At 65.5% G+C, this 14,022-nt stretch carries 14 protein-coding genes; 7 read left to right on the top strand and 7 right to left on the bottom strand.

Features of this window, described 5'->3' with window-relative positions; genetic code table 11:
• From XH80_RS27565 to XH80_RS27555, 3 genes are all read left to right on the top strand, one after another.
• Positions 1–501 carry a hypothetical protein gene (locus XH80_RS27565; RefSeq protein ID WP_271601273.1) on the top strand — a complete coding sequence of 167 codons (501 nt, stop codon included), beginning with the start codon at positions 1–3 and terminating at the stop codon, positions 499–501.
• Between the two features lie 155 nt (positions 502–656).
• On the top strand, positions 657–1,553 hold the full coding sequence (locus tag XH80_RS27560; RefSeq protein ID WP_271601272.1) for a DUF2147 domain-containing protein: 897 nt from the start codon (positions 657–659) through the stop codon (positions 1,551–1,553).
• Positions 1,554–1,780: 227 nt separating this feature from the next.
• Complete coding sequence (locus tag XH80_RS27555; protein ID WP_271601271.1) at positions 1,781–2,089, top strand: hypothetical protein; 309 nt, start codon at positions 1,781–1,783, stop codon at positions 2,087–2,089.
• Between the two features lie 10 nt (positions 2,090–2,099).
• Here XH80_RS27555 and XH80_RS27550 read toward each other — a convergent pair whose 3' ends face one another.
• A complete protein-coding gene (locus XH80_RS27550) occupies positions 2,100–2,504 on the bottom strand; it encodes a (R)-mandelonitrile lyase (protein WP_271601270.1) in 405 nt (134 codons plus the stop codon).
• Between the two features lie 17 nt (positions 2,505–2,521).
• On the bottom strand, positions 2,522–3,220 hold the full coding sequence (locus XH80_RS27545) for a ribonuclease activity regulator RraA (RefSeq protein WP_271601269.1): 699 nt from the start codon (positions 3,218–3,220) through the stop codon (positions 2,522–2,524).
• Between the two features lie 247 nt (positions 3,221–3,467).
• Between XH80_RS27545 and pxpB the strand changes: the two genes are divergently transcribed.
• Genes pxpB through XH80_RS27530 form a run of 3 tightly spaced genes read left to right on the top strand, consistent with a single transcriptional unit; the run spans position 3,468 to position 6,032 of the window.
• Positions 3,468–4,199 (top strand): 5-oxoprolinase subunit PxpB, encoded by a 732-nt coding sequence (gene pxpB, locus XH80_RS27540; RefSeq protein ID WP_271601268.1) that lies wholly within the window; start codon positions 3,468–3,470, stop codon positions 4,197–4,199.
• Positions 4,196–5,233 (top strand): biotin-dependent carboxyltransferase family protein, encoded by a 1,038-nt coding sequence (locus tag XH80_RS27535; RefSeq protein WP_271601267.1) that lies wholly within the window; start codon positions 4,196–4,198, stop codon positions 5,231–5,233. Before pxpB ends, XH80_RS27535 begins: the two co-directional genes overlap by 4 nt.
• Positions 5,234–5,264: 31 nt before the next feature.
• Positions 5,265–6,032: a LamB/YcsF family protein gene (locus XH80_RS27530; RefSeq protein WP_271601266.1), complete on the top strand. Its 768-nt coding sequence runs from the start codon at positions 5,265–5,267 to the stop codon at positions 6,030–6,032.
• Positions 6,033–6,574: 542 nt separating this feature from the next.
• Here the strand turns inward: XH80_RS27530 and XH80_RS27525 are convergent.
• From XH80_RS27525 to XH80_RS27510, 4 genes are all read right to left on the bottom strand, one after another.
• Entirely contained in the window at positions 6,575–8,194 is a 1,620-nt protein-coding gene (locus XH80_RS27525) for a sulfite reductase subunit alpha (protein ID WP_271601265.1), read from the bottom strand.
• Positions 8,191–9,969: a NirA family protein gene (locus XH80_RS27520; protein WP_271601264.1), complete on the bottom strand. Its 1,779-nt coding sequence runs from the start codon at positions 9,967–9,969 to the stop codon at positions 8,191–8,193. The genes XH80_RS27525 and XH80_RS27520 overlap by 4 nt, the downstream gene beginning before the upstream one ends.
• Positions 9,970–10,305: 336 nt before the next feature.
• Positions 10,306–11,469 (bottom strand): CmpA/NrtA family ABC transporter substrate-binding protein, encoded by a 1,164-nt coding sequence (locus XH80_RS27515; protein WP_271601263.1) that lies wholly within the window; start codon positions 11,467–11,469, stop codon positions 10,306–10,308.
• On the bottom strand, positions 11,466–12,056 hold the full coding sequence (locus tag XH80_RS27510; protein ID WP_271601262.1) for an ANTAR domain-containing response regulator: 591 nt from the start codon (positions 12,054–12,056) through the stop codon (positions 11,466–11,468). Before XH80_RS27510 ends, XH80_RS27515 begins: the two co-directional genes overlap by 4 nt.
• 111 nt (positions 12,057–12,167) lie before the next feature.
• On the opposite strand from XH80_RS27510, the gene rimO reads away from it, so the two are divergent.
• On the top strand, positions 12,168–13,493 hold the full coding sequence (gene rimO / locus XH80_RS27505) for a 30S ribosomal protein S12 methylthiotransferase RimO (RefSeq protein WP_271601261.1): 1,326 nt from the start codon (positions 12,168–12,170) through the stop codon (positions 13,491–13,493).
• A 41-nt stretch (positions 13,494–13,534) separates the two neighbouring features.
• On the opposite strand, the gene XH80_RS27500 is transcribed toward rimO, so the two are convergent.
• Entirely contained in the window at positions 13,535–13,963 is a 429-nt protein-coding gene (locus XH80_RS27500) for a GNAT family N-acetyltransferase (protein WP_271601324.1), read from the bottom strand.
• Positions 13,964–14,022 lie beyond the last annotated feature (59 nt).

Raw genomic sequence — 14,022 nt, 5'->3', positions numbered from 1 at the left:
ATGCGGCTGACGATCGCGTGGGCGACCGCACTCGCGCTGGCGGGAGCCGGCAGCGCATTCGGGCAGACGCCCTTAACGCCCACGACGGGCCCCGCCTGCAAGGACCAATCCAAGGAAGGGTTCGGTCTGTGGACCTGCCCGGGACCGGCCGGCTACATCGTGCGCTTCGCCGACGAGGGCAACATCGTCTCGCTCACGATTGCGCCGAGGCGTGCGATCGAGAAGGTGCAGGGACCGACGGCGCAATGGCGCGGCGCCGGCAAGGCTTTTGGCGACAAGATGCAGTGGATCATGCGCGCCGGCGTTCCCAAGGCCGCGGTGATCCGGACCTGGAGCCGGGTCGGTGACGACGAGCGTGAAATCCAGGAGCTCTCGGTGTTCGCGATCAACGGCGACAAGGCCTGCCTCTTCGGCGCAGTCGAGATCCACGCCGACAAGGCCAACGCGGTGGCCCTCGCCCGTGCCGAGCAGGCCGCCGATTCGCGCTGCCCGGAAAAGTAGCTGGGCCACCCGTCCAACTCTCGACCGGGTTCGGCGTTATTGAACCCGGGACCCCCGGCAGACGACTCACACGGAGACAGTGATCTAGATCACTTTTTGCAGGTGAACCGGGGCGTAAGCGTCGGTGCGGGGACCAGCTTTTCGGGAGATGGAAAATGAGGAAGCTGTTGGCCACGGCCGCATTCCTTTTGGCGAGCACGGCAGCGCAGGCGCAGTACACGTTCGAGTATGGCGGGCGCACCATCCGCATCGATCCGGACCGCGGCACGGTGCAGATCCCCGGCGTGTATGACAACACCGGCCAGGGCAAAGCCAAGAAAGCCAAGAAGAACGATACCAAGCAGGACCAGCAGGCGCCGCAGCAGGCCAAGGTCGATCCGCAAGCGCCGGCTGCTCCCGCGCCGGCCCCGGCTCCGCTTGCCGCGCCTCCGGCTGCGGAACAGGCCCCCGCGCCGCCCGCCCCGGCAGCCGCAGCATCCCCGCCTGCGCCGCCCCCGCCGGCAGCTCCACCTGCAGCAGCAACTGCCAGCACCGCTCCGGCCGAAGACATGGTCCCGCCGCCGCAACCGGCTCCGAGCGCAGCCCCAGCGGTGGCGGCGGTGCCGCCCGCACCACCCCCGCCACCGGCGCCGACCGTCGCCGCCGCGCCACCGGCACCGGTCCAGCAACCAGCACCCGCGCCGGCTCCTCCTCCTGTTCAGGCCGCCGCCGTCGCACCGCCGCCCCCCGCAGCCGCGCCCGCGCGCGATCTCAATTCGCCGCTCGGCGTCTGGCTCACGGAGGAGAAGGAAGGCAAGGTCCGCATCGAACAGTGCGGCAATAATCTGTGCGGCTATTCGGTCGACAGCAAGTCGAACCAGAATGGCGAGCAGGTTTTGATCAACATGAAGCCCGGCAAGGACCAGAAATGGTCAGGCCGTATCCTCGATCCCAACAGCGGCTCGACCTACGATTCGACCATCACGTTGCGGGGCACGGACCGCCTGCGCGTGCAAGGCTGCGCCTTTGGCGGCATGTTCTGCGGCGGCCAGACCTGGACGCGCGTGAACTAGATCGCGTTCGACAATTTCGAGAAAGACTGGGGGTCCGTGATCCGGGTCCCCTTTGCTTTGCGACGGTGCCCGTGATGTGCGTCAGCTCACAGAGGATCTGGCGCGCGTGACAGTCCTCACATCGCGGATTCCGCGGCGGTGACACGATCCCAGCATAGTCAACCAAAGGGGCGTGTCATGAACGGATTTCGCAAGGGTCTCTTCGCGCCATCATTATCGCGATCGCATTGCCCATCGCGCAGGCGGATGCTGCGGGCTCAACCTTCGACGGGACATGGAATGTCCGCATCTCGTCGTCCAGTGAAACCTGCGGCAATGGCGCGACGGTCGCGATCGGCATCAACAACGGCCAGATCGCCTCGAGCAGCGCGGCAGTGACGGCGTCAGGCCGCGTCGCCGATGCCGGCAGCATCAACGTCACCTTGAGCACCGGCGTCAAGCACGCCGTCGGCTCCGGCCGGCTCAGCGGTACCTCCGGCTCCGGCACATGGCGTGGCGCCATGTGCTCGGGCACGTGGACCGCAGAGCGGATGTAAGCGGCGCGCTCTAGCCCAGCGGCGCGCCGTATTCGGCGTCCGTCACCGGCTCGAGCCAGGTCGAATAGACGCCGTCGAGGGCTTCCTGCATGGCGATATGGCACATGCTGTTGCCTGGCGAGCCGCCGTGCCAGTGCACTTCTCCCGGCGGGATCCAGACGGTGTCGCCGGGACGGATCTCCTTGACCGGGCCGCCCTTGGTCTGGACGCGGCCGACGCCCGAAATCACATAGAGCGTTTGGCCGAGCGGATGATGGTGCCAGTTGGTGCGGGCGCCGGGCTCGAACGAGACGCGCGAGACATTCAGCCGCGCCGGCGCAGGCGCCATGTTGATGGGGTCCTGCAGCACGGTGCCGGTGAAGTGTTCCTTGGGCGCGCGGCGGGTCGGCCGCGCACCTGCGAGCGTGATGTCCATGGGGTCCTCGTTTCCTGTTACTTCTTGCTGGCGGCGTAGCGCGCCTTGGTCTCGGCGTTCATGGGATAGAGACCCGGCAGCACCGCGCCGTTATTCACCTCGTTGACGATCCAGGCTTCCATCCGCTCCTGCTCGACGCCCTCGGCGAGAACGTGCTCGAGCATCGCCGCCGGAATCAGCACACAGCCGTCCTGATCGGCGACGACGATGTCGTTCGGGAATACGGCGACGCCGCCGCAGCCGATCGGCTCGCCCCAGCCGACAAAGGTGAGGCCTGCCACGGACGGCGGCGCGGCATAGCCGTCGCACCAGACCGGCAGATTGGTACCGAGCACGCCCTCGACGTCACGCACGACGCCGTCGGTGACGAGCGCGGTGACGCCGCGCTTGACCATGCGGGCACAGAGGATGTCGCCGAAGATGCCGGCATCCGTGATGCCCATGGCATCGACCACGGCGATGCAGCCCTCGGGCATCGCCTCGATCGCGGTGCGGGTCGAGATCGGCGACGACCAGGATTCCGGCGTCGCCAGATCCTCGCGCGCCGGCACGAAGCGCAGCGTGAAGGCGGGTCCCACCAGGCGCGGCAGGCCCGGGCGCAGTGGACGCGCGCCGCGCATCCACACATTGCGCAGGCCCTTCTTCAGCAGGACCGTGGTGATGGTGGCGGTGGTGATGCCGGCGAGGGTCTTGCGGGCTTCGGGGGACAGCGACATGGACGAGAACGAGCTCCAAGGTGCAGGAAAGAACGCGCGCATCTTGCGAGCCGGGGGCTTCCCGTCAAGGGCCAAAGCCCCGACAAGAATGCGGCCCAGCCGGGCTGGTTATGCGACACGATAACAACGCCTTATCGCCGCACCCGGCATTAATTTATTGGACTTGCGGGCGCATTTACGCGAAGCAGGGTTGAGGCGGAGCTCAAGGTCGAGCCCGCATTTTCTCAAGGCCCGAATTCGACCGCTCATGGCCGCGACGCTTCCACCGCCCCGCCTTCTGCCCAGTGGCGACAGCGCCGTCACGGTCGAGTTCAGCCGCACCATCGACGACGCCGCCAATGAGCGCGTGCTCGCGCTCGACAAGGCGCTCGCAGCTCACCCCATCGAGGGCATCTCCGAGACGATCCCGACCTATCGCTCGCTGCTTGTGCATTACGACCCCGGCAAGATCGGCTTTGACGCGCTCGGCGGAAAGCTGCTTGCGATCGCCAGCCGACCGCTGCCGCCGACCACCAAGGCGCGGCGCTGGCGCATTCCCGTCGCCTATGGCGGCGAGCACGGCATCGATCTCGAGGATGTCGCAAAGGCACTGAACACCACGCCCGACGACATCGTCGCCCGCCACGCCGGCGGCGATTATCGCGTCGCCATGATCGGTTTCACGCCGGGCTGGTCCTATCTCAGCGGCCTCGACAAATCGCTGCATATGTCGCGGCGAGAGAGCCCGCGGCTGTTCACGCCGGCCGGCACGATCTCGATCGGCGGCATTCAAGCGGGCATCCAGTGCCTGGCCGCGCCGAGCGGCTGGCACCTGCTCGGCCGCACGCCGGTCAGGACCTATCAGCTCCACCGCAATCCGACCTTCCTCACCGAGCCCGGCGATCGCGTGACGTTTTTTGCGATCGACCACAAGACGTTCGAGGAGCTGGACCGCGCCGCGGAAGCCGGCGAGATCATCGCCGAGCGGGTCGACGCATGAGCCGGCTCATCGTCGCCAGCATCGGTCCCGCAAGCTCCGTCCAGGACGGCGGACGCTTCGGCGCGCAGCGCTATGGCCTCACCGTCAGCGGCGCGATGGACCGGCTGGCGCTGGCCGCAGCGAATACGCTCGTCGGCAACGCGCCGTTCGCAGCCGCCGTCGAGATCGGCCCGTTCGGCGCCACCTTCACGGCCCGTGACGGCGCGGTGCGCATCGCCATGTCAGGCGCACCGCGCAATGCCGACATCGCCGGCAAACCGGTGGCGATGGACACGTCCGTCACACTGAAGGACGGCGAGACGTTGACACTGGGCTTTGCCCGCGGCGGCGCGTTCACCTATCTGGCGATCGAAGGCGCCATCAAGGGCGAAGAGGTGTTCGGCAGCCTCGCGGTCAACGCCCGCGCCGGGCTCGGCAGCCCCTACCCGCGGCCGCTGCAGGCCGGTGACGAATTCGCGGTCGATGCCGCGAGCGGCGCGCCGGAGCTGCGGATCGAATTGCCGAAGCCGGTGAGCGGTCCGATCCGCGTCGTGCTGGGACCGCAGGACGACGAGTTCGACGACGCCAACAAGGCGCTGTTCCTGGATAGCGAGTGGAAGATCTCGGCGACCTCGGACCGTATGGGTTATCGGCTCGAAGGTCCCGCGATCAAGCATTTGCACGGTCACAACATTGTCTCGGACGGCACCGTCAACGGCAGCATCCAGGTGCCCGGCAACGGCGCGCCGATCGCGCTGATGATGGACCGCGGCACCTCAGGCGGCTATCCCAAGATCGCGACGGTGATCACGGCCGATGTCGGCCGCCTCGCCCAGACCTCGGCGGGCACGGCGTTCCGCTTCAAGGCGGTCAGCATGGCCGAGGCGCAGGACGAGGCGCGCAAGTTTCAGCAGCTGATCCGCACCCTGCCCGATCGCCTGCGCTCGTCCGACACCGTCGAGCTCAACATCGAAGCACTCAGCGATGCCAATGTTGCGGGCTATGCGGTGAGTGCCATGGATGCCGGGACCTGGCAGGTCGTGGCGGAGCCGTAAGCGACAACAAGGCCAAAGGCGGAGAGCAACCATGAAGACGATCGATCTCAATTGCGACCTCGGCGAAGGTTTTGGCGCGTGGGAGATGGGCAACGACGCCGCCATGATCGAGCTCGCAAGCTCGGTCAATGTCGCCTGCGGCTTCCATGCCGGCGACCCCGACATCATGCGGCGGACAGTGGAGCTGGCAAAGGCGCGCGGCGTCTCGGTCGGCGCGCATCCTGGCTATCGCGACCTGCACGGCTTCGGCCGGCATCCGATCGCGGGCCTCAAGGCCTCCGAGATCGAGAACCTCGTCGCCTACCAGATCGGTGCGCTGCAAGCGATCGCGACCGCGGCCGGCCACAAGGTCACGCATGTTAAGGCGCATGGCGCGCTCTCCAATGTCGCCTGTGAGGACGACATGACGGCGAAAGCGATCGCCGCCGGCATCAAGGCGGTCGATCCCAGCCTGATCTTCGTCGTGCTCGCCAATTCGAAACTGGTGAAGGCCGGCGAAGCGGCCAACCTGCCGATGGTGCACGAGGTGTTTGCCGACCGTGCCTATGAGGACGACGGCAACCTCGTCTCGCGCAAGAAGCCCGGCGCGGTGCTGCACGATGCGAAAGCGATCGCGGAGCGCGTGGTCCGCATGGTGCAGGACGGCGCGGTGGTGTCGGTGACAGGCAAGGTCATCAAGATGCGCACCGACACGGTGTGCATCCACGGCGATACGCACGGCGCGGTCGAGATCGCGCGGACGCTGCGCCAGGCCTTGAAGGATGCGGGGATCGAGGTCGCGCCGTTCAAGCGGGCCTAGGGTTAGTGCCGTAGGGTGGGCAAAGCGCAGCGTGCCCACCACATCGAGATGGTGGGCACGGCGCGAAGCGCGCCTTTGCCCACCCTACGAGAGCTGTGAAGAATCGTTAGAACGGGTGCGCCGAGAGAGTGCCGAAGAGAAGCACTGCGATGAGCGCCCACGCGCCGAAGATGCCGATGTGGCGCGCGCTCGCCTTTGTCCTGCGCGAGACCGATCGCGCATAGAGATGAAGCCTGGCTTCCGCCGACAATTCCCGGATGGTCGATTTCCAGCGCACCATCCGTCCAGTATGAACGATTCACCACGACGGCTGTAAGACGGTCGTCCAAATAGCGATAGAAGTGTTTCTTCAGCTCGCTTTGCAGGCGAAAATTCTCGAAACCCGCAGGTTCCAGGAATCCTATTCGTTAAAGTCCGAGCCAAATGGAACCGGTTCCGGTGCCACCCAGACCAAACCCTCGAAAACAACCCCATGCACAGTAGAATCGCCGCCGCCGGAGCGATTGCGCGGCGGCGGCGATTCACGCTGGTCTTGTCGCGCCTTAGTACACGTCAGCCTGGAAACGGCCCTTCTTCTTGAGATCGGCGACAAAGCTGACGGCCTCATCGGTCGAGCGCGCACCGAACTGGGCGACGATGTCGACCAGCGCGCGCTCGACATCCTTGGCCATGCGCTTGGCATCGCCGCAGATGTAGAGATGCGCGCCCTCGGCGAGCCACGTCCACAGCTCGCGGCCGACCTCGCGCATGCGGTCCTGCACGTAAAACTTCTTCTCGCCGTCGCGCGACCAGGCCAGCGACAGGCGCGTCAGCAGACCGGAGGTCTTCATCGCGTTGAGCTCGTCCTGATAGAAGAAATCGCAATCGCTGCGCTGATGGCCGAAGAACAGCCAGTTCCTGCCCGGGGCGCCGGTCGCCTTGCGGTCGAGCAGGAAGGCGCGGAACGGCGCAATGCCGGTGCCGGGACCGATCATGATGATCGGCGTCTTCGGGTCCTGCGGCAAACCGAAGCCGTGGGCCTTCTGCACATAGACCTTGAGCTTGTCGCCCTCGGCGATGCGCTCGCCGAGGAAGGTCGAGGCGACGCCAAGGCGCTTGCGCTTGCCGACGACGTAGCGCACGGAATCGACCGTCAGCGACAGTTTTCCGGGCGTCGCATTGTGCGACGACGAGATCGAATAGAGCCGCGGCTGCAGCGGCTCCAGCGCTTCGACAAATGCTTCCGGATGCGGCCGCGTGCCGGAGAACTTCTGGAGCGCCGCCATCACGTCGAGCGTGGCGGCATCGCCATCGGGATCCTCGCCCTGCGCCAGCGCCCTTGCCTTCTCGCGCTGCGCCCCGCCGGTGATGAAGGAGATCAGCTCGAACAGCGTGTCGGGCGCCGGCGACAGCGAGACGTCATCAATCAATGCTTCACGCAACGTCTTGCCGTTGACTTTGGTGGTGTGCGATGCGCCGAGCAGCGCGATGACCTGGTCGACAAGGCCGACATCGTTGCGCGGGAAGACACCAAAGCTGTCGCCGACCACGTAGTCGAGCTTGCTCTCGGCGAGATCGAACTCGACGTGGTAGGTCTCCTTCTCCGACTTGCCCTTGTTGAGCAGGCTGCGCGACAGGAAGGTCGCGGTCACCGGATTGTCGCGTGAGCGGCCAGGCTCGGCGATGGTCACGGTCACGGCCGGCGCGGCCGCGTCCGGTTTGCCGGCGGCCGCCTTGTCAGCCGCCTTGGCCGCCGGCGCCTTGTCCAGCTCCTCGTAGAGCGATTTCAGCATCCGCGCGGTTTCCTTGCCGCCGGGGACGCAGAGATTGAGCCGCGCTTCGCTGCGGCTCGCAATCGCCTCCGAATAATCGTGGCAATTGTAGCCACACTGGCCGCAATCCTGCTGCGCCATCGCCGCCATCATCTTGCGGCGGACGGGGCGCCCGTCCGCAAGCTTCATGCGATCGGCGATCGGCATGGTCTGGTCATGCCAGGGCGCTTCGCCATCGTCGCCATCGCCACTTGGCATGACAGCGGCGCCCTGCTCGGCCGACAGCGGCGTCGCCACATCGGGCGATAGCAGGCCGGCAAAGAAGCCGTTCAGCCAGGAACGCTGCGCGTCGGAGAACGGCGCGCTGGCGGGAATGATATCGAGCTTCGGCGGAGGCGTGATCTGGTTCATGCGGACACCTGTGCATCGGCAAGCTTGCGCAGCGTTTCGCCGTCATGGCGGCGCGCAAAGGACAGGAAGGTTTCGTCGGGCGACGAACGGTGAGCGAGATAGGCCTTGAGCAGCGCCTCGACCGTCTTCGGCGCATCCTCGGCCTTGAGGTCGTGGTAGACCTCCTGCCCGACGTCAGCGTCGGGGCCGAACCCGCCGCCGGTGAAGAGGTGATAGCCCTCGACCGTATCCTCTTCGCCAACAGGCACGCGTGCGCCGATCAGCCCGATGTCGCTGATGTAGTGCTGCGCGCAGGAATGGTGGCAGCCGGTGACGTGGATGTTGACAGGCTTGTCCATGGCGACACGCGGCTCGCACCAGTCGCCGATCTCGGCCGCATTGCGCTTGGTGTTCGAAGCGGCAAAGCGGCAGCCGGCATTGCCGGTGCAGGCGACCAGTCCGGCGCGGATATGGGAGGCCTCGACCGCGAGCCCGATGTCCTTGATCGCGGCAACCGCAAGGGCGACGTTCTCGTCACGCACGCCTGGTATCAGCAGGTTCTGCCAGACCGTCAGCCGAATCTCGCCATCGCCGAGGTCGCGCGCGACCCTGGCGAGGCCCCGCATCTGCTCGCAGCTCATCTTGCCGAGAGTGAGCGACACGCCGATCCAGTTCAGGCCGTCCTGCTTCTGCTTGTGCACGCCGATATGGGCCATGCGGTCCGCCGCGGGCCGCGCGGCAAACGCTTCTTCCGGCACCCGCGTGAACGGGGTCTTCAGCCGCTCCTCGACGAGCTTGAGGAAGCCGTCATGGCCCATCGCGTCGAGCACGTATTTCAGCCGCGCCTTGTTGCGGTTGGTGCGATCGCCATGCTCGATGAAGACGCGCACGATGGCATCCGCAACTGATGTCGCCTGCTCGGGCTTGACGATGATGCCGGAGTATTTTGCAAAATCCTTGTGGCCGGTGATGCCGCCGAGTCCGAGGCGGAACCAGACCCCGGGCTCGACGCCGAACCCGTCCTTCACCTCATAGGCCGTGAAGGCGATGTCGTTGGTCTCCTCCAGCACCGCGATCCTGCCGGCACCATCGAAGGCGACGTTGAACTTGCGCGGCAGGCCGTAGAGCGAGCGGTCGTTGAGGATGTGGTAGTGCCATTCGCGCGCGAAGGGGCGCGTGTCGATCAGCTCCTGCGGATCGATGCCGGCGGTCGGCGTGCCCGTGACGTTGCGGATGTTGTCGGCGCCGGAGCCGCGCGAGCACAGGCCGAGATCCTGGATGCCCTCGATCAGCCTCGTCGCGTTCTTCGGCGGCAGCTCGCGAAGCTGGAGGTTGGCGCGGGTGGTGACGTGGCTGAAGGGCCCACACAGGTCCTCGGCGAGATCGGCAAGACCCGTGAGCTGCCAGTGCTTCATGATGCCGTTCGGGATGCGCAGGCGACACATGTAGGAGTCCTGCGTCGGCGCGACGTAGAAGATGCCGTAATAGCGCCAGCGGAAATTGTCCGCCGGGCTCGGCGGCGCGTTGTCGAGCGCCTGCTGGCGCAGCCGCGGATAGGCATCGAAGGGATGTTCGTCGCGCTTGAACTTCTCCTGGTCGGCGAGCTTCTTGCCTGCGGCGATGACCTTGTCCTGCGCCTTGATATGCGCGGCATCAGGACCAACAGGCTCGGCATTCGCCTTGCCGCCGCCGCCAAGACCACGGCCAACCTTGCTGATCTGGAGACCGGTCGTGAAACCTTCGAGATAGCGTTTCTGCTCGTCGGTGAAGTCGACTGCGAGCGTTTCGATTTTCATGGTCGGTAACGAAGCTCCTGCGGCCACCGGCGGCGGCATCGACGGAATTGGGAATGACCCGCGAGGAACTCAGCTGGCTCGAAGCCTGCTTCGCTACTCCACGGTCCAATCAGCTTCGTTGCTGTGGGACTTGGCTCAGCAGGCGTCTGCGACAAGCTGGCCGCACTGCATCATACAAGTTGCGTGCCAGCCGCCCTGAAATAGAAAGATACGCGATTTCAATAAGTTATTGAACGGCTCGGGAACTTCCGGGGGACCGCCCTTCACGAAATTCGAGCAACCGGCTTAAAATTTAGCCGACGCTCCCGAGCGCCTTAAAAGCGTGCAGAGCCCGAATCAGGCTTTCCAGCGGCCAACCTCGAAGGCTTCGAGGTGCCCTCTGATGTTCTCGGGGTCGAAGGCCGGGCCGACAAACGCGCCGAACGGCGCGGGCGCTTCGGTGGGCTGCTGATGGCCAAGGGCGGCGTCGTAGAGTTCGGGCCTGAACACGGCCATGGCGGTCTTGACGCCGTCAGCCGTCAGCGCCGTCTGTCCCCAGCGCACCATCTGCGCGTAGAGCCAGGCGGCCTGGACCGGGTCCGGCCGCCCTGCCCCTTCACGTCCGACCAGGAGATAACGGTCGCTCTCGCGCATGGTGCCATCCGGCGAGATCTTCAGTCGCCCATCGAGTGTGCGCTGGATGACTTCGGCATCGACGCCGATCCGCTCCGGCTGCGCCAGGATACGCGCGGCCTCGGTCCGGTTGTCCGGATGCTCGATGAACTCGGCCGCCTTCACCGCCGCCCGCACCAGCGCTGCAACCACATCCGGATTCTTGTCCGCCCAGTTTTGACGCACGGCTAAAACCTTCTCTGCCGCGCGCGCAAGAAAGTCGGAGACAAAATGCAGGATGTGGCCGATGCCGAGATCGACGGCGACGGAGTTCCAGGGCGCCCCGACGCAGAAGGCATCGACATGGCCGCTCTTGAGGCTGTCGACCATGAAAGGCGGCGGCAGCACGACCAGGCGGACGTCCTCGTCGGGATCGACGCCGGCCGCCGCCATCCAGAACCGCAGCTGGTAATTGTGGGTCGAGAACGGAAAGGTCATGCCGAAGGTCAGGGGGTCGGCGCCAGCCTTGCGCCGCTTTGCGACCACCTTCGCGAGCGCCTTTGCTGTCGCCATCGGATCGAAGCGATCGCCGTCGATCTCTTCCATCAGCGCGGCGTGCAGCGCCGGCGACACCGTGATCGCATTGCCATTGATGCCGAGATTGAACGGCGCCGCGATCGGCACCTTGACGTGACCAAGCCCGAGCGAGGACGCGATCGCGACCGGCGCGAGCAGATGCGCGGCATCGAACAGGCCGATATTGAGCTTGTCGCGGACGTTCGACCACGACACCTCGCGCACCAGCTCGACCTCCAGCCCTTCAGCCGCGGCAAATCCCTTGTCGACGGCGACGATCAGCGCGGCGGCATCGACCAGCGGGATGAACCCGATGCGGAGGGGGACGGTCATTTCAGCATCTCCGACGCGGTGATGATCGACTGCGCGATTTCGCCGATTTTCTTCTTCTCGCGCATGGCAGTGGAGCGCAGCAGCACATAGGCCTCGTCCTCGGTGAGGCCCTTGACCTTCATCAGGATGCCCTTGGCCTTCTCGATGACCTTGCGGTCCTCGAGTTGCGACTTGGTCCGCTCCAGCTCCTCCTGGAGTTTTGCGAAGGCGTTGAAGCGGGACACGCAGAGGTCCAGGATCGGCTTGATCCGCTCCTTCTTCAGCCCGTCGACGATATAGGCGGATACCCCCGCCTCGACGGACGCCTGGATCGAGGCGGAGTCGCTCTGGTCGACGAACATGGCGATCGGCCGCTTCACGGCACGGCTGACCTGGAACATCGCCTCCAGCACGTCGCGGCTGGGGTTTTCCAGATCGATCACGATGATATCGGGGTCCACCGCATAAATACGGGCGAGCAGGCTCTGCATCTCGCGGATATGGACCACTTGCGTGAATCCGGCCTCCCGCAAGCCCTCCTCGAGGATCGCGGCCCTGACAGGGCTTTCGTCGACGATCACGATCTTGGGCGACTGTTCGGCGCTCATGGCTCACTCACGGCAGGCGATTCATCCATAGCATGCCGGAGCGCCATGCAAAGGGTTGTAATTATGAGCAATTGGGACTAGCTCAGGCCTGTCAATCAGGCAGATTTGGATATGGATCAGACGGCTGCGCCCAAGGTCAGCTTCGTGTCACTCGGATGTCCCAAGGCATTGGTGGATTCCGAGCGCATCATCACGCGCCTGCGCGCCGAGGGCTACGAGCTCGCCCGCAAGCATGACGGGGCCGATATCGTCATCGTCAACACCTGCGGCTTCCTCGACAGTGCCAAGCAGGAATCGCTCTCGGCGATCGGCGAGGCCATGGCCGAGAACGGCAAGGTGATCGTCACGGGCTGCATGGGTGCGGAACCGGAAGCGATCGAGCAGGCCTATCCCGGCGTGCTCTCGATCACGGGTCCGCAGCAATATGAGAGCGTGCTCGATGCCGTGCACCGCGCGCTGCCGCCGGCGCACAATCCGCATCTCGATTTGGTGCCGCCGCAGGGCATCAAGCTGACGCCGCGCCACTACGCTTACTTGAAGATCTCCGAGGGCTGCAACAACCGCTGCACCTTCTGCATCATCCCGAAGCTGCGCGGCGACCTGGTCTCGCGGCCGGCCAATGACGTGCTGCGCGAGGCCGAGCGCCTGGTCGGCGCCGGCGTCAAGGAGCTGCTGGTGATCTCGCAGGACACTTCGGCCTATGGCGTCGATCTCAAATATGCCGAGAGCCCTTGGAAGGACCGCCAGGTCCGCGCCAAGTTCCTCGATCTCGCGCGCGAGCTCGGCGAGTTAGGTGCCTGGGTCCGGCTGCAATATGTCTACCCCTACCCGCATGTCGACGAGGTCATCGCGCTGATGAACGAGGGCAAGGTGCTGCCCTATCTCGACATCCCGTTCCAGCATGCGAGCCCCGAGGTGCTGAAGGCGATGAAGCGCCCGGCCGCGCAGGACAAGACCCTGGCGCGCATCAAGCGCTGGCGCGAGGAATGTCCTGATCTCGCTCTGCGCTCGACCTTCATCGTCGGCTTCCCCGGCGAGACCGATGCCGACTTCGCCTACCTGCTCGACTGGCTCGATGAAGCCGAGATCGACCGGCTCGGCTGCTTCAAATACGAGCCGGTCGCGGGCGCGACCTCGAACGCGATCGCCAATCCCGTGCCCGAAGAGATCAAGCAGGAGCGCTACAACGCGCTGATGGCGCGGCAGCAGAAGATCTCCGCGCGACGCCTCAAGCGCAAGGTCGGCACGCGCCAGCAGATCATCATCGACGAGGTTGGGCCGACGGTCGCGAAAGGCCGCTCCAAGGCGGATGCGCCGGAGATCGACGGCGCGGTGTATCTGTCAAGCCGCCGCCCCTTGCGCGTCGGCGAGGTCGTCACCGCGAAGATCGAACGCGCGGACGCGTACGATCTGCACGGCAGCGTCGCGGGGTTCTGAGGTCCTCAGCCCGTCTCAGCCCGGCTGACGGGCGAGCGCCGTCAGGCTTTGTCAGCCAACGCGGTCAGCTCTGCGCCGGTGATCCGGAAAAACAGTTTCGCCGGTAGGGCCTGGCCGCCGAGCATCTCGTAGAAGTGCTGAAGCCTCAGATCGTCTGCATCGACCGTCCAATCGATGCGGCCATGCCCGTCCTGCCGTGCGATGACGGCCAGGCGCGACATCAGCTTTTTGCCCAGGCCGCTTCCGCGCCAGGCGCCGCGAACATAGAGTTCCTTCAAAAAGAAGCCCGAGGTCAGACCGGGCCCAGGATAAATGGCGCTGAAGCAGGCAAAGCCGGCGAGTTTGCCGTGCTCATAGGCCAGCAGGATACGTGATCCCGCAGGCGTTGAGTTCAACCCCGCGATGATCGCATCGCGCGGCGGACAAGGGACGCGATAGTACGCCTGCATTTCAATCAACGCGTCGGCCATCGCCTCGAAATCGGCGCTTTCAATCTCTCGCAGTGTGGTCACAGCTTACGGCTCATTCG

The organism is Bradyrhizobium sp. CCBAU 45384 (assembly GCF_028128665.1).
Classification (GTDB): Bacteria; Pseudomonadota; Alphaproteobacteria; order Rhizobiales; family Xanthobacteraceae; genus Bradyrhizobium; species Bradyrhizobium manausense.
The sequence above is the reverse complement of the archived record's forward strand: the minus strand, read 5'-3'. Positions and strand labels throughout refer to the sequence as shown.

Bases quoted from the DNA above. Each gene is read 5' to 3' on its own strand.
- pxpB (WP_271601268.1), top strand. From the start codon at position 3,468: ATGGCCGCGACGCTTCCACCGCCCCGCCTTCTGCCCAGTGGCGACAGC.
- XH80_RS27545 (WP_271601269.1), bottom strand. From the start codon at position 3,220: ATGTCGCTGTCCCCCGAAGCCCGCAAGACCCTCGCCGGCATCACCACC.
- XH80_RS27500 (WP_271601324.1), bottom strand. From the start codon at position 13,963: ATGGCCGACGCGTTGATTGAAATGCAGGCGTACTATCGCGTCCCTTGT.
- XH80_RS27560 (WP_271601272.1), top strand. From the start codon at position 657: ATGAGGAAGCTGTTGGCCACGGCCGCATTCCTTTTGGCGAGCACGGCA.
- XH80_RS27565 (WP_271601273.1), top strand. From the start codon at position 1: ATGCGGCTGACGATCGCGTGGGCGACCGCACTCGCGCTGGCGGGAGCC.
- XH80_RS27535 (WP_271601267.1), top strand. From the start codon at position 4,196: ATGAGCCGGCTCATCGTCGCCAGCATCGGTCCCGCAAGCTCCGTCCAG.
- rimO (WP_271601261.1), top strand. From the start codon at position 12,168: ATGGATCAGACGGCTGCGCCCAAGGTCAGCTTCGTGTCACTCGGATGT.
- XH80_RS27550 (WP_271601270.1), bottom strand. From the start codon at position 2,504: ATGGACATCACGCTCGCAGGTGCGCGGCCGACCCGCCGCGCGCCCAAG.
- XH80_RS27515 (WP_271601263.1), bottom strand. From the start codon at position 11,469: ATGACCGTCCCCCTCCGCATCGGGTTCATCCCGCTGGTCGATGCCGCC.
- XH80_RS27520 (WP_271601264.1), bottom strand. From the start codon at position 9,969: ATGAAAATCGAAACGCTCGCAGTCGACTTCACCGACGAGCAGAAACGC.
- XH80_RS27530 (WP_271601266.1), top strand. From the start codon at position 5,265: ATGAAGACGATCGATCTCAATTGCGACCTCGGCGAAGGTTTTGGCGCG.
- XH80_RS27525 (WP_271601265.1), bottom strand. From the start codon at position 8,194: ATGAACCAGATCACGCCTCCGCCGAAGCTCGATATCATTCCCGCCAGC.
- XH80_RS27510 (WP_271601262.1), bottom strand. From the start codon at position 12,056: ATGAGCGCCGAACAGTCGCCCAAGATCGTGATCGTCGACGAAAGCCCT.